Origin of the sequence: Fusibacter bizertensis (assembly GCF_029914245.1) — a bacterium.
Lineage (GTDB): Bacteria > Bacillota > Clostridia > Peptostreptococcales > Acidaminobacteraceae > Fusibacter_C > Fusibacter_C bizertensis.
This window is the reverse complement of record NZ_JARYZI010000002.1, coordinates 290903-312383: the sequence shown is the minus strand read 5'-3', so window position 1 is coordinate 312383 and position 21481 is coordinate 290903. Positions and strand designations below refer to the sequence as shown.

Genomic DNA, 21481 nt, shown 5'->3' with positions numbered 1-21481 from the left:
GGGTATACATAGTCCCGGGAGGCAAAATAATACTTGACTTTATGAAGCCGGTTTCCTAAAATGGAGATAGCATGAGGAGGTGATGTTACGAGCAAGCTAACGAAAAAGGAAATTACGGAAAATTTGACACTTGTTTTTGATGAAATAGCAACAGATTATTATCGTCTTTACCCTGGTGAAGAAAAAGCTTTTCAAGGATTAAAAGATATAATGATCACTGCGATTTATAAGAGAACAAAAGTGCTGAAGTTGCAGGATGAAAAGGGCATAAGTTGGGTTAATGATGGCAACACAGTTGGAATGATGCTCTATGTGGATTTGTTTTCAGAAGATCTGGCAGGTCTGATGGATAAAGTTTGGTATTTTAAAAATTTAGGCATCACCTTAATACATTTGATGCCAATTTTAGAAAAAAGATCGGGTGAAAATGATGGTGGCTATGCGGTAAAGAACTACAGAGAAATCGATCCGCTTTTAGGCGATATGAAGATTTTTGAAAAATTGGTAGCTTACTATCATCAAAACGGAATAAAGATCTGTATCGACTATGTAATCAACCACACTGCAAACGATCATCAGTGGGCACTTAAAGCCTTAAATGGAGAAGAAAAGTATCAAGCGTATTATTATATGTACGATACTGACGAAATTCCAAAACGATTTGAAGAAACGATGAATCAAGTATTTCCAACTATTTCACCCGGAAACTTCACTTATTTAACACATCTTAAAAAATGGGTGATGACAACTTTTTATCCTTTTCAATGGGATCTCAACTATAACAATCCTCAAGTGTTAAACGAGCTTGTGGATGTGCTGTTATACCTTGCAAACAAGGGTGTAGATATGATTCGTCTCGATGCAATTCCATATGTTTGGAAATCGCTGGGTACACTTTGCAGAAACCTACCTGAAGTACATACAGTATTGGCGATTTTTAGAAAAGTGATTAATGCATGTGCGCCATCAGTGGCTATTCTAGGTGAAGCGATAGTCCAACCTGAAACGATTGTCACATATTTCGGATTGGAAGACGCTTTGGAATGTCATACCCTTTATAACGCTAGTTATATGGTAGAGATATGGAACGCTATTGCAACGCGTGATGCAAGGCATATTGCACATATGCCAAGGTATAAAGTTCCTTCTGAAAGCGTATGGATCAACTATGCAAGATGTCACGATGATATTGGTTGGGGGCTTGATGCTGAACGCATAAGTGCACTTGGTTTTGACCCACATGCGCATAAGATGTTTCTCATTGATTTCTATCTAGGTAGTTTAAAAGATAGTTTTTCAAGAGGTGAGCTCTATGAATACAATCCGGTAACACTGGATGCGCGTAATTCGGGTACACTTTCAAGCTTAGCTGGTTTAGAACGTGCGCTTAATGAAAATGACCGTTATCAACTTGAACTAGCGCTGAAAAGGATTGAACTGATTCATGCAATGTTCATCTTAAAAGCGGGCATTCCAATGATTTATGCTGGTGATGAACTAGGCACATTAAATGACTATAGCTATAAATTAGATGCACATAAGTGTCATGATTCTAGATGGCTTCATAGGAGTAAATTTGATTGGCTAGAAGCTGAAAAGCTTGAAGATGTTCATAATCCAAAAGCATTAGTCTACAAAGGGGTAAAGTCTCTAATCGAGATACGCAAGAAAATTTACAATGATGTTAAAGTTTTAGAGGAAGAAGTGCTTCATTTTGGTAATCATCACCTGCTAGGTTTTTTACAACATATTGAAGGTGAAGCGTTACCTACGTTGCTGATCTATAATTTATCTGAAGATAGACAGTGGTTATATACATCTGACCTTAAAAGATATGGATTATCTGATAAATGGTTGGAAATGCTACAAGGAAAGGTGGTTAATTTTGCAGAGGATACAATAATTTTGGGTCCTTATGAATATTTTTTGCTAAAGTACAAAAAATAGTATTGCAATTGTGAAACCGGTTTCCTATAATAGAATTAACAGATTAATCAGAATATTGTCTGGGTATAGTATCAAAAGGTGAACTTAATAAAATCCAAAGGGGGATTAAAATGAGAAAGAATTTAGCTTTATTATTGGTAATGGTGCTAGTTGTTTCAATGTTCGCAGGATGTGCCAAAAAAGAAGATCCAGAAGAGGTAGTAATTTATCAAAACAAGGTTGAGATCAATGATCAATTGACGGCTTTCGCTGCTGCTTATGAAGCAGAAACTGGTGTGAAAGTAACTGTCAAAACTGCTGGTGGTGATACACCTTATGCAGATGCACTTAAAGCGGAATTTCAATCAGACCGTCAACCAGATATCTTTGTCATCGAAGGTATGGGCGGGTACAAAGTTTGGGAGAGCAAACTTTCAACTTTTGAAGGTGATGCTTGGATTGATTTAACTGATCTTGAGTTTAAAGTTGATGGTAAAGTTTATGGTTTCCCTGTAGCTGTTGAAGCGTGGGGGATGGCATACAATGTAGACTTATTGGCTAAAGCTGGCGTAGATCCGGCGTCATTAAATTCTCAAGAGGGCTATCGTGCAGCTTTTGAAAAAATCGATGGTATGAAAGATGAGTTGGGCATTGATTCAGTAGTTGCTATGGCAGCTGGTCCTGATATGAGATGGGTAACTGGTCTACACAACTTTAACGGTTATTTATCTGCTGGTCTTCCATATGGAGATACTACTGTTTTAGATAAGTTACTTAAAGGTGAAGCAGATATGCAAAGATTGACTGAATATGCTGATTGGGTTGAACTTTTATTCCAATATGCAGACAAATCTGTTTTATTAACAGGTAACTATGATGCACAAGTTGGTCAGTATGCAACTCAAAAATCTGTATTTATCCATCAAGGCAACTGGATTGATCCGTGGTTGGTAGACAACGGCGTTGACTTCCCAATGGCATTTGCGCCACATGCATCTGTAAAGGGAACGATGGATAGTATCTTTATTGGCGCACCTTCTTTCTATGTCATCAATAAAGATAGTAAATTCTCACAAGCTGCTAGAGATTTCTTAAATTATATGGCAACTAATGTTAAGGGCCATGAGTACATGGTAAATGAAGCGAAGATGGTACCTGCATTTACAAATGTTACACTTAAGCCTAGTACGCCACTTTCAGCGAATGTAGCTGAATGGGTAGCAAAAGGTAAAGCGTATACTTGGTTACAAAATGACATGCCTGATAATTTTGGAATGGGAACTATTGGACCAGTATATGAAGGCTTTGCAAAAGGAGACCTTACTAAGCAAGAATTCATTGATCAAATAGCAGCTAAGATTGCTGAACTTAAGTAATCAATGATGATATTAAATTAAAAAAGGGTGTTAATTAACACCCTTTTTTTTATCAAATAGCAGCACAGTTGTGATAAAAGAACGTACTTAATGTGCGAATCTTGTTCTAGCTTATGAATTAACATTTGTTTTTATTATATCGTGAGAAGGAGAAACTATGAAAAAACAAGCTAAAGATAAACTCGTGTTTTGGTTGTTTCTTGCTCCAGCTCTCATTTCGTTTATCGTCGTAGTAATTTTGCCGTTTTTTATGGGACTTTATTATTCGATGACAGATTGGACTGCTATTGCAGGGGTTAAACCAAATTGGGTCGGACTCAACAATTACAAATCGATGTTTTCCAACTTAGCATTTCAGTATTCATTCATAAGGACTTTTATTTTTACATTAATCAGCGTGATTTCTATTAACCTCGTTTCACTTACTTTTGCATTTTTAGTAACACGTGAGATTAAATTTAAGAACTTTTATAGAGCTGGTTTTTTTGTACCAAATCTAATTGGTGGGCTTGTACTGGGGTATATTTGGCAATTTATCTTTAAAAGTGTCATACCAGCGATTGGTGGCTTGTTTGGTATCAATTTCTTGGAAGAATTGTTATTGCTTGCTGACCCAACGCTTACACTTTTTGGTTTAATATTAGCATTTACATGGCAGTATGCAGGTTATATTATGATGATCTATGTAGCAGCACTACTCAATGTACCTCAAGAACTTCTTGAAGCTAGCGAAATTGACGGCGCGAATTTCTGGCAGAAACTTTGGAATATTACGATTCCAATGATAGCACAAGCATTTACAATCACATCATTCTTAACACTTGTTACTTCATTTAAACAATACGATATTATCGTTGCGCTTACAAACGGTGGACCGACGGATATTTATCAAGGCACGGTGGTAAATTCCACAGAACTCTTAGCGATGCATATCTATAACGTCGCCTTTAAGTACAACAATATGGCTGAAGGTCAAGCAAGGGCAATTATCTTTTTCTTAGTCCTTTCAGTAGTATCTATCGCACAGGTTTATTATAACAAGAAGAAGGAGGTGGAAATGTAATGAAATCTAAAAAGAAGTTTGTGAAATGGTCATTAACGTTCATTACTTTATTGCTTTTCTTAATCACCATATTTCCATTTTTTATCGTTGTTATCAATTCTGCAAAATCATCACTTGAGATTATCACAGATCCAATCTCATTTCCGCAAAAATGGTCGCAACTTTTTACCAATATTAAGACCATTTGGACAAGTCCAAGTGTAAAATATGCATCAAGTGTTTATAATTCGGTGATTATAACAGTGTTTTCATTGATATTTATATCTGTGTTTTCAGCGATGGCAGCATGGGTGTTGGTAAGAAGAAAATCAAGAAGTTCTACAATTATTTTTCTAATATTTATCAGTGGACTTATCATTCCTTTCCAAGTTGTTATGTTTCCACTGGTCTCATTGTTTAGAAATATTTATGAGGTTTCAGGTGTTAAGATGCTCAGAACTTTGTATGGAATGATTTTCACCTACATTGGATTTGGTGCGCCTCTTGCGGTTTTCATGTTCCATGGCTTTATAAAGTCGATACCATTTGAACTTGAAGAAGCAGCACTGATTGACGGATGCTCTAAACCTCAGATCTTTTTTATGATTATATTACCGATTTTGAAACCTATATTTGTAACCATCAGTATTTTAAATGCAATTTGGATCTGGAATGATTTCTTGTTGCCATCCCTAATTTTAGGTATAGGTCAAGATGTTCAAACGATTCCACTAGCTATTGCAGGATTTGCTGGTTCCTTTGTCAAGAAGTGGGACTTGATTATGACCGCAGTACTTATGGCAGCTGCTCCTATTGTCGTAGGTTTCATCATTGGACAAAAACACATCATCAAAGGTATGGTATCAGGCTCCATCAAGTGATATAGTCTATATTAGTAAAACTAATTTAGATGAGAATTGTTATGGAGGTATATGTGAAAGTTACTATCAATGAGATTGCAAAAAGAGCCGGTGTATCAAAAGCAACGGTCTCGAGGGTTTTGAATAATTCTAAACCCGTAAGTGAAGAGATAAAAAAAAGAGTCCTTGCCGTGATAGAAGATACAAACTTTAAGCCCAATGCAGTTGCTAGAAGTCTATCACTGAAAAAATCTCATTTGATCGGAATTATCATCCCTGACCTATCAAATCCAGTATTTTCTAGAATTATTGCAGGTATTGAATCTTATATTAGAAATTTAGACTATTCACTACTGATTACAGCAACTGATTTTGACATTGAGATGAAGATACAACATATACACATATTAAAAGACAAAGGAGTCGATGGTCTAATTCTAGTTACAGATCATGGTAATTCAGAGTTTTATGAGGCCATGTTAGCGTTTGGTAAGCCAATCGTCATGGTAGGCTCGGATAGCTTTGCAGAGTCGATACCATTTGTTAGGATAGATAACTATAAAGCTTCATGTGAAGCGACACAGTACCTTATAGACCTTGGACATGAAAAGATCGGCATGATTAGAGGACCATTAACGGATCCACAGTCAGGTAAAGAACGTTTCGAGGGGTATCGGGATACGCTTGTTAAAGCAGGACTTTATGAAGAAAACCTCATCGCAGAAGGGTGGTACTCCTTTGATGACGGTTACCACGGGATGGAGATGCTTCTTTCCAAGTCTCAGAGAGTAACTGCAGTGTTTTGTGCTTGTGACCTTATGGCTGTTGGCGCAATTAAGTATGCATCAGAGCAAGGGTTGAAAGTTCCTTTAGACCTATCAGTTATAGGGTTTGATGATGTTGAGATCGCAAGGATGTATTCACCTTCAATTACAACTGTCAAACAACCTTTTGAAGAAAATGGTCGTATAGCGATTGAGACGCTCGTACAGATGATAGAAGAAGCAGAAGATCTCGCCCCATTTCACCAGCAGATTCTTAAACATCAATTGGTGGTAAGAGAGAGCACAATCATTAGAAAAAGCGAGGAGTAATTATGGATAATGTCTTATGTATCGGTGAATTATTAATCGATTTTATCGGTGAAGCAAATGATACCGACATAGAAGGGCAAAGTAATTTCCTTAAAAAAGCAGGTGGCGCACCTGCTAATGTAGCATGTACCATTGCAGCTGTGGGAGGGAATAGCCTTTTTTGTGGCAGTGTTGGAAAAGACGGATTTGGAGATTTTCTTGAAAATACATTAAAATTTCACCGAGTAGATACCCAGTTCCTAAAACGATCTGAAAAAGCAACGACGTTAGCATTTGTTTCAATAGAATCAAATGGTGAGCGAGATTTTATATTTGTAAGGGGTGCTGATGCTGACCTTTGTAGCTCAGATTTGCCCTCAGAAGGTCAGATGAAAGAAACTAGTATCGTCCATTTTGGAGCGGCAACAAGTTTCTTAGAGGGTGCACTTAAGAACACATATAAAACATTACTAGAGCAAAGTCTTAAGAGAGCTGATTGTATCACTTTTGACCCTAATTATAGAAGTGCATTTTGGCATGAGCGGAAAGATGAGTTTGTTAAAGAGATTCATTATTTTATGGAAAGTGCTGATTTGATAAAATTAAGTGACGAAGAAGCCTTTTTAGTAACACAAAAGAGTAACGTAGAAGAGATGGCGGCAAACCTAAAAGAGAGGTATGATGCAACCATCGCCATCACCTTAGGCGCAAACGGGGCCTTACTCTTCAATAGAGAGTGGCAGATCCATGTACCAGCAGTAAAAGCAGAAGTAGTGGATACAACAGGTGCTGGCGACGCTTTTATAGGTGCTTTGCTTTATAAATTAAGTTTAACAGGGTCACCTAAGATCAGTGTGAAAAATGAAAGTTTTATGGAAGAAGCGGCTACTTTTGCAGCGAGTATAGCAGCAAAGGTTTGTTCAAAGTACGGTGCATTAACAGCACTGGAAGAATTATTATAGAATTTTGGAGGGTTGAGAATGGCTAACGTAAAAATTAGTAACTTAAACAAAAAATACCCCAATGGATTTCATGCAGTTAAAGATGTCAATCTTGAGATTATTGATAAAGAATTTATGATCTTAGTAGGACCGTCAGGTTGTGGTAAAACAACGACACTTAGAATGATCGCTGGGCTTGAAGAGATAACAAGTGGCGAGATGCAAATTGGTGATCAAATCGTAAATGATGTTTCACCAAAAGATAGAAACATAGCAATGGTGTTTCAAAATTATGCACTTTATCCTCACATGACTGTATATGATAATATGGCATTTGGTTTAAAACTTAAGAAAACACCAAAGGCTGAGATTGACGAACGAATTACAAAGGCTGCGAGGATCTTGGATATAGAGGTTTTATTAAAAAGAAAGCCAAAACAATTATCAGGCGGTCAAAGGCAACGTGTTGCACTTGGAAGAGCAATCGTTAGAAAACCAGAAGTATTCCTTATGGATGAGCCACTTTCAAATCTAGATGCGAAACTTAGGGTGCAGATGCGTGCAGAACTGATCAAACTTCATAATGACTTGAAAACTACGTTTATCTACGTGACACATGATCAAACTGAAGCCATGACTATGGGTACGCGAATCTGTGTCATGAACAATGGTTTAGTGCAGCAAGTTGCTGATCCTAGAACGATTTATAATTCTCCTGCAAACTTGTTTGTAGCTGGATTTATCGGTGCGCCTCAGATGAACTTTTTCCCTGGAAGAATAGTAGATGGTAAGTTTGTAGAAGTAGAAGACCACACATTTAAACTGAGTGAGAAAATGATGAAAGCCGTTAAAGAAAAAGGCAAAGAATCTGCAGAAGTTACAGTGGGTATAAGACCTGAAGACATCAAAATTAGTAACAGTCAAGAAGGTATTTCAGCAAAAGTTGAAGTTACCGAACTATTGGGTAGTGACCTCAATGTGTATTTCAAAATTGGACAAAGAAGCTATATTTTAAAAACTGAAGCTGCAAGCGGTATTAAGCTTGGAGATGATATATATACAGTATTTGATTCTGAAAAATTACACTTATTTGATCTAGAAACAGAGGAGTCTCTGGTTTATTAAGTCACTACTTTACAAGTAACACGTTTAGGAGTTTTACATGTGGAAATTGAAATCCAATATTTATAATGTTTCAAGACAGGCACTAGAAGAAAGTCTATATATGATTGGGAATGGTTATCTAGGGGTGCGTGGTAGTTTTGAAGAAGGCTATGTCTCTGGAGAAAGTGTACGCGGCACATATATCAACGGTCTTTATGACCGTATCCCTATGATTCATGCTGAAATGGCGTATGGTTTTCCCACGGAACAAGATCGTCAACCTAGGGTTCTAGATACGCAAACTTGTGAGATCTATCTGGATGGTGAACGCGTGCACTTGTTAGATGGTAAATTTACGGATTATCATAGAACACTAGATTTTCAAACCGGTGAGACAACACGTACTTATCGTTATTTTACAAGCATAGGTAAAAGTGCTGAGATAAGCTTTAGACGTTTAGCATCACTTGAACATGTTAACTTTTTACTTTATAAAATCGAAGTTGAATATGATGGTGAAATAGAGTTTATCAGCCTTTGTGATACAGAGGTCGAGAACTATAGCAACCCCAAAGATCCACGTATAGGTCAAGGTCATACTAAGCTTATGTCTCTTTTATCACTAGTTGGTTATGACCAAGTAGTCTATGCTTCGATGCGAACAGCAACGACCAATATAGAGCAAGCTGTTGCTATATCACACAAAATTTTACACACCTTATATGGTACACTTGAACACCATAAACACGAAGGTAAGCTTTTCACACATGTAAAAGCGTATGGACATGTAGGGCTTGAGAAAAAGTGTGTATTTACAGATGGACTGAGATTTTCTTCACCACTTGACCGCGCTAGAGAGCTTTTAGAAAAATATGATTCATACGATTATGATTATTTTTTAGAGCTTCAGAAAGAATTTCTAGATAATTTCTGGTATCATTCAGGAATTGAGATTCAAGGGGATTCAGAAGCACAACTGGCACTTAGAATGAAACAATTTCATCTTTTACAGTCAGTTGGTGTGGATCGCTTTTCAAACGTAGCAGCGAAAGGTTTATCAGGTGAGGGGTATGAAGGTCATTATTTCTGGGATACAGAGATCTATATCTTACCAGTACTTCAGATGAACCAACCTGAAAAAGCAAAAGCACTTCTAAACTATAGACATAGTATTTTACCTTTTGCGAAAGAGAGGGCAATACAACTAGGGCATATTAAAGGCGCCGCTTATGCTTGGCGTACAATCTCAGGTATAGAGTGTTCGGGTTACTTTCCAGCTGGAACTGCGCAATATCATATCAATGCAGACATTGCATACGCTTTTATCCAGTATTATCTTTATACAGATGACGAACTATTTATGGCTGAAAAAGGTTTTGAAGTGATCTTAGAAACAGCAAGACTTTGGATGGACCTTGGTGACTATCACAATGGTACTTTTCAGATTCATACAGTAACCGGTCCTGATGAATATACTGCTTTAGTCAATAACAATTACTATACAAACGCCATGGCGAAGTATCACCTCGAGTGGACTTATAAGATGTACAAGTTACTTGATAGTAGTAAACACGAGTCAGTAAAACATCTTTTTGAGGACCTGGTAAATCGACTTAATATTAACTATGCTGAGCTAAGAGCCATGAAGACAGCTTCTGAAAAAATGTTTTTTCTCTATGATGAAACACATAAAATGTATGCACAGGATGATACGTTCTTGACTAAGCCAATGTGGCCAGTAAATGAAGAAGCTTTTTCTCATCGGCCACTGCTTTTAAACTATCATCCCTTAACGATTTATAGACATCAAATCCTTAAGCAGGCAGATACCTTACTTGCGCATATGCTCTTAGAACAGTATGTTACAGAAGACGATATCAAAAACGCCTTTAACTATTATGAGCCCATCACTACTCATGATAGTTCGTTATCGACATGCATCTATGGCATCATGGCATCTAGATGTGGTTTTAATGATAAAGCTTTTGAATATTTTAGTGAATCTTTGATGCTTGATTTAAAAGATACCCATAAGAACACCAAAGATGGGCTTCATATGGCAAATATGGCAGGATCGATTTTAAGTGTAACAGCGGGCTTTGCTGGTCTTAGGATTTGCCAAGATTGCATCATTTTAAGACCTCAGAAACCAACGAGTTGGGATGAGTTTAGTTTTAAGCTTAACTACCAAGGACGACTACTCAAAGTCACGATTGGTGATGAAACCAAACTTGAACTATTAGAAGGTGAGGGGATTTATGTGAAGATTTGGGACAGAATGCACTATGTAGAGACTGTAAAACCACCTGTAAAAGCAGTGGTGTTTGATCTAGATGGTGTGTTAACAGAAACAAGTAAAGCACATTTTGAAGCTTGGAAGATGCTTGCAAGTGAACTTGGTTTTGAGGTGCCCGATGAGCTAGAAGATAAGGTCCGTGGTATTTCACGACTAGACTCACTTGAAATTGTACTCACTTACGGCAATCTTAACGAGGTCTATACTGATGAAGAAAAAGTCGATTTGGCAAATCATAAAAATGATCTCTACCTTGATTTGATCAAAGGATATACGCCTGAAAATTTATCGCTCGGTGCTGTCTCGCTATTGACAGAACTTAGAGAAAAAGGCATCAAAATTGCTTTAGCATCCGCAAGTAAAAATGCACCTTTTTTATTAGAAGCGATGGGTATAACCGCTTACTTTGATGTAGTAGTTGACCCTGCTAGCATAGAGAATGGCAAACCAGAACCGGATATCTTTTTAAAAGCGAGTGAGCTTTTAGGAATCACCCCTGGTTACTGTATCGGAGTAGAAGATGCATATGCAGGAATTGAAAGTATCAAAGCAGCGGGGATGACACCTATGGGGATTGGTTCAAAAACAGTATTAAGTAACTGTGACACAGTGTTTAGTGGCTTAGAGTCATTTCACAACTTCTTACTGGACCATTCAATTATCAAATAATCATTCTAAAAATTAATACTACAACTAAGGCTACAACTCCTATCAAAAAGGGCTTTTCAAAATCAAGGAATATGGTTTTGAAACGCCCTTTTTTTCTATAAACTTGTGGCAAACCATAGGGAAATCAGCATGAACAATTGAGAATGTGGTATGATATTTTCATAAAAGGATTTAGAAGGTAAGGAGGGCTCTAATGAATGATACCGCTCAAAAAAAAATATACGTTGCAGATGATGAATACAATATACGGGAACTGATAAAATCATTTTTAAAAAATGCAGGTTTCGAAGTTGAAGTTTTTTCAACAGGTGATGCGCTTTATGAAGCCTTTCTGATAGCCCCTCCAGACCTTATTGTGCTTGATATAATGATGCCTGGTACTGATGGATTGATGCTTTGTACAAAGATAAGAGAAACATCAGGAGTACCAATTATCATCGTATCTGCAAGAGATAGTGAACTGGACCGGATCACAGGGATCACCATAGGTAGCGATGATTACCTTGTAAAACCGTTTTCACCTATAGAATTAGTAGCAAGGATTAACGCTCTTTTTAGAAGGATGAGTTTTGACCAATCTGCAATAAAATCGATAAAGGAGCAAGTAGAGTTCGCAGGGATGTCGATTTTAACTAAGACGCGAGAAGTTCAGTTTAAGGGCAATGCTGTGGATATATCTCCTACAGAATACGCTTTTCTGCTATATCTTTTTCAACATCAAGATAGAGCTGTTTCAAGAGATGAACTGCTTAAAAATGTTTGGCAATTTGAGACACAAGTTGACACGCGTGCAACTGACGATGTTGTAAAACGTCTAAGAAAAAAGTTATCGAAGACAAATGTAAGGATAGAAGCGGTTTGGGGGTTTGGATTCAAACTTGAGGAGGCGCCTGAACATGAAATCGAACCATGTTAATATAAAGCGAAAACATAAACCATTAAGGCAACAGATATTGATCCCCTTTATTGTACTGATTATTGCCATGTCATTAGTCGTACTTGTAGGGTTTAATGTTGCAATGCGCACCTATGTAAAACGGGTCTCAAATCAGCAAATACAAGATAGCCGTGATACTGTGATCACTTTATTAAAAAAAGATTTAAGTGAGATTCTCATAGGCGATGCCAACTCTGAAGACACCTTAAACACAAAGACGAGAGCGGTAATTGCAGCTTTAAACTCATCAATTAGATTGACACAAAATACGTCAGAGACAGAGATCGCTATTCTTGGCGCAACAGGTAACACCATACTCCCAAGAGAGAATGAGTTGACACTTGAAGTGATACAGGCTGCTGAAGAAGCAAGAAAAAAAATAATATCCGGTGCCTCTACAGCAACTTTTACAATGAAAGTAGATGGCATAAATTACTGGGTAAGTTATGAAAAGCTCAATGAAACTCAAGTCGTTGCGAGAAAACAGTTCTTGCTAATTGTCGCTTCACAAAAAGGGACAGAACTTTTGATTAGAAGGATAAATCTACTACTTGTAGGGATCATGGCAGTTGTCACTTTGATCGGTGCGATGCTTGCTGGTCGCGTAGCTAAAAGCGTAACGATGCCAATCCAAGGGATCTCCCAGTACTCAAGAAAGATTACAGAAGGTGATTATAGCCCCATAAACATAGAGACAACGGCTATAGAACTCGAAGCACTGTGTACTGATCTTAATATGATGAGTTTGTCTTTGCAAGAGAGAGAGCAGTCGAAAGTAGATTTTCTTCAAAATTTCTCGCATGATTTAAGGACGCCTTTGATGTCGATACAGGGATATGCAGAAGGGATTGTAACGGGGGTTTTTGAAGAGGCGACGAAACCGGCTTCAATTATTGCTAGCGAGAGTATCAGACTGAAACACCTTGTAGATCAACTGATCACACTTTCGAGGCTTGAGTCCACACAGATGAAACTTAAAAAAGAATATTTAAATCTATTTGATTTTTTAAATCTATTGATAGAACGTTATGAGGGACTTGCAAGAAAAGAGCATAAGCAAATTTCGTTAAACTGTGATAAAACACTTTCTATCTATACAAATGAAGATCACTTAGAAAAAATCATAAGTAATCTTCTGAGTAATGCTATAAGATACGCACAGATGCACGTGGTTGTAGATGTTACAGATAAGGGTAACACTGTTGAGATACTGATCCAAGATGATGGACCAGGTATACCTAAAGCATTATTAACTCATATCTTTGATCGGTTCTACAAAGGTGAAGATGGGAACTTTGGTTTAGGGACTGCGATTGCACATTCTGCGGTAGAGCGATTAGGTGGCACTGTTGTAGCTCAAAATCACAGTAGTGGTGCACTTTTTAAGGTGACACTAGATAAAATTCATTGAAACCTGAACGATAAGTGAAACGATAGCGACAACAAACCAGCAACAAAGTCCTAGGAGAATCGGTTTAAAACCATTGGAGATCAATTTCTTTAGATGTGTATTGAGACCTATCGCAGTCATCGCCATCACGATCATGAATTTGCCTACTTGACCTAGACTTTTTAAGCGTTCAGGTGAGAACCCTAAGAATGTGCCTATCACAGCAGTACCGATAAAACCTATGATAAACCAAGGAAAAATTTTCACGAAACTAAAATGATCAAGAGCGTCTCCAGATTGGGAACGCTTTTTCTTTTTAGAGGTATAAATAGCAAGAACAAGTGTTATAGGAACGATCATCAGTGTTCTTGTGAGTTTGACTATGGTTGCAAAAGTAAGTGCGGTATTGTTGCCTGCTGCACTAGACCAAGATGCTGCTGCAGCAACGACCGAAGATGTATCATTGATTGCTGTACCGGCCCACATGCCAAAGCCAAGATCAGACATCCCTAGGAGTCTGCCTAAAAACGGAAAGATAAATACTGCGATGATGTTAAATAAAAATATAGTGGAAATAGCGTGTGCGACTTCATCATCTTCTGCTTCTATAACGGGTGCAGTCGCTGCAATTGCAGAGCCACCGCAGATTGATGTGCCAACACCTATGAGTACTGTAGTATTGGCCTTGATGCCTAGTTTATTACCTACGAAGTAAGCTGTAATAAACGCTGCACTTAGGGTGAAAATCATAACCAAAAGTGACTGACCACCAACTTTGATGATGTTAAATAAGTTCATCTCAAAACCTAAGAGTATGATTGCGTATTGTAAGATTTTTTTAGATGTATATTTTATCCCAATCCCAAGAGGGTGATATGCTTTCTTCTCAGCAATGTTTGGAAGGAGTAGTGTCAATAACATACCAAAAAGGATACCGAAAACGGGTCCACCTATGATAGGATATGCTTTACCTAAAAACCATGCAGGTAATGCGATGATCAAACAAAGCAAAATACCTGGAATTGCTTTTGTAAAATTAGAAATTGAGATACTCATAAATTAAATCCTTTCTTTTAAGCGGAAATTTTTAAAACTTTAATTAAATATAGCGCGAAAGCGTATATAATCTATAAAGGGGTATTATATTCGATAACCATTAACAGTTTATAACGTTTTAAGAATAATGTAAATTATCATATAAGTAAATTACATAAATGTAGTCTTTATATTGGAGGTTTTGATGAAGCAAAAGCAAAAGATCAATAAGTCAATTATAGCTATAATACTGAGCGTCATACTTATAAGCTTAAGTCATATTTCATATGGCGCAAAATTAGATGTCATACGTGAAGGAACGACACCATCTTTTGAAGTTTTAGACCGCAGTAGTGGGTTATCCAACCTTTCTGTGTCAAGTATCGTACAAGACAAAGATGGTTTCTTGTGGTTTGGAACGCAAGGTGGACTTAACCGTTATGATGGTAGAACCTTTGAGGTATATACCAATGACCCATATGAAAGTAATGGGTTGGTACACAACTTGATACAAACGATGTTCTACGATGCGGAGCAGAATCAATTATGGATTGGTACTTATCAAGGCATTTCAAGGCTTGATATAGATACAAATCAGTTCACCAACTATACAGTTGCGACAAATGGTATCTCAAATCCTGTGATCGTTGCAATAGATATGGACAGTGAAGGCTATATATGGGCAGGCACCTTAGATGGTCTTAATAAACTCAATCCAGAGACAGGAGATGTAAAGGTATACGACGTACCTGGGAAAGTAATACGCGATATTTTTTGGGATACTCAAGGTACTATGTGGCTTGGTAGTTATCAAGGATTGCTCTATTTTGATGTAGAAAAGGAGGAAGTTGTGCCATCGGGTTACTACCTTCCAAGTGAATCGGTGATGACTGTTGGCGAGTATACACCAGGTGAACTGACCCTTGGAATATGGGACGGTGGCATTGTAACCATTAATTTAGAGACCAAAAAAATTGTAACCCGCTCATATGACGATAATCGCGTCTATGCATATGCGATGAGCTCTGATGAAACTCAGTGGATAGGTACATGGGGTGGTGGACTTTTTGCAAGGACTAAAGAGGGAGAGGTTCACCATTTTACCAGTGATGGTAAAGTCGGAAATCTATCACATTCAATAGTGTATTCCTTGTTTCAAGACAGTTCTGGTATCCTATGGGTAGGAACCAACGGTGGCGGTATCTGTAAAGTAAACCCCCTAAAGCGAAATTATGTCGTTTTTGCACATGATAAAGAGGACCCTACTTCGCTTTCAGCAGGGAAAATCAATTCTATCCTTCGAGACGATGCCGGTTACTTATGGGTTGCAGTTTATAATGAAGGGCTTAATAAAATTTCTCCAGATAATAAAACCATCACCAAGTATACTGCTGATGAAAATGGTATCGGAACATTAACGGATCCCAATGTTGTGGATATTTTAAAGATGGATGATGGTACGTTATATTTTACAGTAGGCAACGAAGTTATGAAATATAGCCCTGAAATAGATCAATTTACAACCATTGTCTCTTTACCAGATGGCGCAATTGGATATGCGCTTGAGTCAAATGACGACGGCATCCTTTGGTCAGGGACACACAGTGATGGCCTATATAGACTGAATTTGAAAACGGGAGAAAATATACATTATATGACTACTGATCCCGATCATCAAATTTCGGATGACTTAATATATGATATAAAATATGACCACTTGGGACGTCTTTGGATTGCTACCAATAATGGGCTCAATTTACTTGAACCTGGAGCGTCAGCATTTAAAGTATTTAAAGCAACAAAAGGGGATATCACGCAACTTGCTTCTAATACGATCCATGTTATCTTTGAAGATCAATATCAAAACATGTGGTTTGGGTTAGTGGGTGGTGGGCTAGCTAGATATAATGAGGACGGTACTTTCAAAAGCTATCTAGAACGAGATGGTATGCCGAGTAATGTAGTGCTGGGCATTTTAGAGGGAAGTGATGGTAGGATCTGGACTTCTACTCAAAATGGACTGGCTATAGTTACACCTGAAACTGGCGATATATTTGTTCTGACGCCTGATGACGGTATCGGTGGCTATGAGTTTAACGCAGGGCATTATGCAGATACAGATGGAACCATGTATTTTGGTGGAATTCATGGTATAACAGCTATCCCGGGAAATATCAACGAAGGTGTTTTGAAAGCGCCTAAAGTATATATTACGGATGTGGATATATTTCAAAAGCCTTTTGAAGAAAATAGAAACTATTTCAACGGACAAAGTCTAAAACTTAAACAAGATGAAACTTTTCTTGGTTTTAAATTAGTAGCGCTGGATTATGATTCTCCTGATAAAGTTAGATTTACCTATAGACTTAAAGGATTTGACCAAGGTTGGATTTATTCTGGAACCGTAGATTATGTGACGTACTCAAAATTGCCATCTGGGGTATATACACTAGAAGTATTTGCTGAAACAGCAAGAGGGATTAGCTCGGATGTGGTCAGTATGCACATTGAGATCGCTAAACCGTGGTATAAGACTTCATTTGCATATATGGGATACACTGTGGCTCTTGCACTTGTGATTTTTGCAATCTTTAAAATTTGGCAAGGGACAGTTATTAAACGCAGAAACACAGAACTCGGAACTTTGAATATCAAACTTGAAGAAGCCAACAAGATGCTAGAAGCTTTGTCTACAAAAGATCCACTCACTGGTGTTTATAACAGACGCTATTTTAACGCACGTTTGGATGAAGAACTGCAACTTGCAATCAGAAGTGAAATTGAGCTTAGCCTAGTGATGCTTGACCTTGATAACTTTAAAGAAATCAACGATCAATATGGGCACCACTATGGTGATAGATACCTTGAAAGACTTGGTGAAGTCCTTGTGAGTTCATTAAAGCGAAGCACCGACTTTGTAGTGAGATATGGTGGAGATGAGTTTTTAATCGTGCTCTTTGATACCGATGCTGAGGGAGCGAGTAAGTTGGCAACTTTGATTAAGGATAATGTCGAAGCAACATCAGTTATCGATCAAAAGACCAACATCACTATCAATACAACTTGTAGCCTAGGTGTTTTGAGTTTTATCCCAACAGCTGGAACGATGTCAAATCAAGTGACGAAGTTAGTGGACGAAGCACTTTATATCGCGAAAAAGGAAGGTAAAAATAGAATTGTAGCTTATAATGGTTCTGAAAAATTATTTGAAAACAATATCCTAACTGATATAGAATAGTTATATAGATAGTTTAATTATGAACAAGGAGGTAGATTTATGAGCCGGAAGACGCTCGGAATGGAACTTGGGAATATAAATCCTCTTACGTCAAGTGAGGATCGTATCAAGTATATCAACTTTAAACTTGCGGCTCTTGGACTACCAATCTATAAGTTGTTAGACTCAACAGAAGCTGATAAAACAACAGGCGCATATTTTATCAACTTGTTTGGAGATATCATACAAGATTATAAAGAAAAAACACGTATGGTAGATGTCAATGAAATAGGGATTCATAAAAGAATTAACACTTTTTTTGAGAAATATTTTAAAGAAGATGGACAGACTTTACGTGTAGTAACAGACTATTTTAACTTGGATCATTATGGTCTTGCAAGGGAGTTATCTTTACCGCCAGATGGTGAAATGTTTTCAAACGAATATATACACAGTTACCGTATTAAGCAAGGCATTCTCAACAATCCTAAAAATGATAGACGCACAACAAAAGGCTCGTTTCATATCGTAGAAGGTGATCTCGCAATACCATATGATAAAAAAGAAGTGCCTAAAGAAGCTTTTATAAAGCTATATAGAGCAGCTGTTAACCCGCCTGAATCACTTCAAATCTTACCATTTACAAGTAAGCAAAGTGGTAATGACGAACAAGCCAAAACTTTTGTGGCCTTGTCAGTAAAACCTGTGGTCTCCCCTGAAGTAAAAGGGATTTCTAGTGAAAAAACAATGGAAGTTCTTTTTGTCGCGCCAGGGAGCTTGGTGTCAAATCTGGATTTTCTTGAATCAGTTTTTGGAAATTCAGGTGACCCTAGTTACCATGCTAACGACTCGGGGCTTGACGTTGAAGGTTGGTCAGGACATACGGGTTACATCTTGTTAGCGCCACATCTTTCAAAACTTAGGAAAATCGATCTTGGTTTACCAAGTTATGATGATGCATCAGAAAGACAACGTAGAGATGGCATGTGCTACAAATCACCGGATGAACTTTATAACGACGGTCAAGCTTTTAAACTCACTTGTCGTGATGCATCTGGTGTGGCTGTTACGCTGATAGCGGACAACTATTTTGGTTATTCTAAAAAAGAAATCAAGACACAAATTAGCTTTGCGTCCAATTTGTTTGGTGGTGTTGAAGAAGAGCATGCTGGAGGTACCATCGCTTTTCCAAGGCGAAATGTAGGCGAAAATTTCAATGCCTGCGAAGATAAACGCATTGGAGACTATACATTTGAAAGTGTAAAATCACTCTTCGGTGCGAATATGACATTACAAAACACCAACTATGGCATCGATAAAAACTATCCTCAGATCAATTATTTACCAGAAAATATAGAAGTCGATCTTAACAAAACTGAGATCAAGTGGCTATATGGAGGACAAACTCAAACCCTTAAGCTACGGCCAGGTAATGTCTATATATTGCCAAATGGCGAGAAACTTCATATGGAACAGCATCCAGCTGCACCCGCTTGGAAACTTATCAGTACTGATGCTGAAGGTACATTTTGCCATAAACCTTGTACGGTGTCTGGTGGTGGAAAATCCGAAATATCTAAACCAATAAGCAATGCAATCATCTATGGTACATACTATGTCAACAACTTGGAATCGGACTTAGACCAAGTAGAGCAGATATTGAACTATGATTATAGACAGAGATGGAAAGCGTATCCAGATAGAACACGCGCATCTAGGCCTATATTATCGAAAGACCGCTCGCTGGGCTCGGTGATCAAACTACTTTCACCTTCACCGGCCTATTCAGATGAATTTAACAGATACTTAGATGCTATTCCTAACTATATTAAATCACTTGTATTTATGGTTAAAAGGTTCTATAGACAATCTTGGGATGGCAACTGGCGTAGCCATTTTACGGTGGATATCATCGATGGGAAACCGGGCAATGAAATTAAATTTAATGGACGAAAAATAAGACCAAGCTTTTTACGTGTTGGTTTTGAGACCGATAAAGCATGGCGTATATTTAAGCTGAGAATGGATTTTATGCCAAGTGAAAAGCTACAGATGGAAGATGATGTAACTGCATCTATCATGATCCCCGCTTCAAAACTAGCATATCTCAATCCCCAGTATCATAATGCCAGCTATAAGTTTGTCACAAACTGTGAATTTAGATTTTTCCAAAGGCCTGATGATGCAATACACAAAGGCTATGATAAACGCGCAGAGCTTGATCTATCCAGTGACAACCTTTTTGCAACTAATTTTCAGCCGCTAACAAAAGATGATGTCATCACTATACGAGAAGATGTAATGGGATATATTGCTTATTCGAAACCTGTAAAAGAACATATAGAGGGCTTTCTTGAAAGTGATGCTAGTTACTGCGTCGTTTCATCTGAACCGAGGTTGGTATCGGGATTGCCAAGTAAAAATCCAAGGTATTTAGAGCATCGATCTGACTATATCAACCCGATTAAGAGCTATATAGCAGAAGTTGGTGTGAGACTTTCAAGACGGATTCCCCTAGAGGTTCCAGTGTTAACACCTGTCAATGCAGTGTTGCCAGGCCGTAGGAACAACCCGCCGGGATTTGAAAATGGCAAGAAAATTTTACCGCTTAGTGTCTATAACCCGATCCATTATCAGGAACTGCCAGAGCTTTTTATGGACTTTATCAGCAGCTTAACAGGTAAATCACCATCGACAACGGGTGCCGGTTCTGAGGGCGCACTTACCAAAGGTCCTTTTAACATGTTGTTACCAATCTATGATCTCAACAATGCGCTGTTATCATATGCACTAGGGGACTATCAAGCCTTTTCTACACCGGCTGGACATATAGGGCCTGATGTAAGGGTTGATCATGATATATCTATCTTAGTACCAGAACTTTGGTCGAGGTTAACACCAAGTGAGCGTGAGCCAAAACAACTGATCAGTGAAGGTTCACTTGAAAAAATTGAAGACTTTTACTACGAAGGAAAGCTAATCCCTGCCAGTAGGTTAGGCTACCGCATGACGAATGTATTTTCATATAAATACCTTGGGAAAGTGTTTGATGAACCACAAACCATCTTTGATGAGAGAATTCTAAAGCCAGAAAATCAAAGTCTTGAAGCCTTTGTTGATGGTGTGCTTAACATCGCGCAGGGACAACAAAAAGCAGCACTAGATTACTTTAAAGATGGCAGTATCGCCCATGCTATTCCGCCGCTTAAAGCGCTACTTTATATTATGGCGTATGGACATTTTGAAGATAAAACGCTATCATCATCTGAAATCAGAGCGCTGTTTCAAAAAGAGGTGATTTTAAAAAGCGAATGGTATCACAGAAGGTTATTAAAAAAACAACAAGCGGATATTGCACTTATTAATAGAAAGATTTCATACCTAAAACAGTTTACTGGTGATATGACGAACTTTGCTATTACGCAAGAATTTGGTTATAAAGAGCGTTTATTACGTGCTGAAAAAGAGCTCGAATACTTTGAATCACAGATGTATATTGATGATTTACTCGGAACTATTGGCCTGGATGAGAATTTACCGATTTCATAAAAATGGTTGTGAATTTGTAAGTAGGAAAGGGTATAAATAAGTTATTAAGACATAAAATTTTGAAAG

The 21481-nt window shown here is 37.8% G+C and carries 13 protein-coding genes; 12 read left to right on the top strand and 1 reads right to left on the bottom strand.

The annotated features are described in order from the left end of the window. The first annotated feature begins 123 nt into the window (after window positions 1-123). The 10 genes from QE109_RS04760 to QE109_RS04715 all read left to right on the top strand — a co-directional run bounded on the left by QE109_RS04760 (window position 124) and on the right by QE109_RS04715 (window position 13635). Window positions 124-1947, top strand: a complete 1824-nt coding sequence (locus tag QE109_RS04760; protein WP_281093261.1) for an alpha-amylase family glycosyl hydrolase — start codon at window positions 124-126, stop codon at window positions 1945-1947. A 110-nt stretch (window positions 1948-2057) separates the two neighbouring features. Continuing rightward, complete coding sequence (locus QE109_RS04755; RefSeq protein ID WP_281093260.1) at window positions 2058-3302, top strand: ABC transporter substrate-binding protein; 1245 nt, start codon at window positions 2058-2060, stop codon at window positions 3300-3302. Between the two features lie 157 nt (window positions 3303-3459). Then, entirely contained in the window at window positions 3460-4365 is a 906-nt protein-coding gene (locus QE109_RS04750; RefSeq protein ID WP_281093259.1) for a carbohydrate ABC transporter permease, read from the top strand. Further along, window positions 4365-5225, top strand: coding sequence for a carbohydrate ABC transporter permease (locus tag QE109_RS04745; protein ID WP_281093258.1), 861 nt, complete (start codon window positions 4365-4367; stop codon window positions 5223-5225). Before QE109_RS04750 ends, QE109_RS04745 begins: the two co-directional genes overlap by 1 nt. Window positions 5226-5278: 53 nt before the next feature. After that, the gene (locus QE109_RS04740; RefSeq protein WP_281093257.1) at window positions 5279-6298 is read left to right on the top strand and encodes a LacI family DNA-binding transcriptional regulator; all 1020 of its coding nucleotides are present in this window, start codon (window positions 5279-5281) and stop codon (window positions 6296-6298) included. Between the two features lie 2 nt (window positions 6299-6300). Further along, entirely contained in the window at window positions 6301-7239 is a 939-nt protein-coding gene (locus tag QE109_RS04735) for a carbohydrate kinase family protein (RefSeq protein WP_281093256.1), read from the top strand. 18 nt (window positions 7240-7257) lie between these two features. Next, on the top strand, window positions 7258-8343 hold the full coding sequence (locus tag QE109_RS04730; protein ID WP_281093255.1) for an ABC transporter ATP-binding protein: 1086 nt from the start codon (window positions 7258-7260) through the stop codon (window positions 8341-8343). Between the two features lie 37 nt (window positions 8344-8380). Next, a complete protein-coding gene (gene pgmB, locus QE109_RS04725) occupies window positions 8381-11287 on the top strand; it encodes a beta-phosphoglucomutase (RefSeq protein ID WP_281093254.1) in 2907 nt (968 codons plus the stop codon). 193 nt (window positions 11288-11480) lie between these two features. Next, on the top strand, window positions 11481-12203 hold the full coding sequence (locus QE109_RS04720; RefSeq protein WP_281093253.1) for a response regulator transcription factor: 723 nt from the start codon (window positions 11481-11483) through the stop codon (window positions 12201-12203). Beyond that, window positions 12184-13635 carry a sensor histidine kinase gene (locus QE109_RS04715; protein WP_281093252.1) on the top strand — a complete coding sequence of 484 codons (1452 nt, stop codon included), beginning with the start codon at window positions 12184-12186 and terminating at the stop codon, window positions 13633-13635. Before QE109_RS04720 ends, QE109_RS04715 begins: the two co-directional genes overlap by 20 nt. Here QE109_RS04715 and QE109_RS04710 read toward each other — a convergent pair. Then, entirely contained in the window at window positions 13618-14670 is a 1053-nt protein-coding gene (locus QE109_RS04710) for a YeiH family protein (RefSeq protein ID WP_281093251.1), read from the bottom strand. The two genes, QE109_RS04715 and QE109_RS04710, sit on opposite strands and share 18 nt — an antisense overlap. Window positions 14671-14854: 184 nt before the next feature. Here QE109_RS04710 and QE109_RS04705 point away from each other — a divergent pair, with 184 nt between their 5' ends. After that, on the top strand, window positions 14855-17887 hold the full coding sequence (locus QE109_RS04705) for a ligand-binding sensor domain-containing protein (protein WP_281093250.1): 3033 nt from the start codon (window positions 14855-14857) through the stop codon (window positions 17885-17887). Window positions 17888-17926: 39 nt separating this feature from the next. Next, complete coding sequence (locus tag QE109_RS04700; protein ID WP_281093249.1) at window positions 17927-21415, top strand: hypothetical protein; 3489 nt, start codon at window positions 17927-17929, stop codon at window positions 21413-21415. The last annotated feature ends 66 nt before the right edge of the window (window positions 21416-21481 follow it).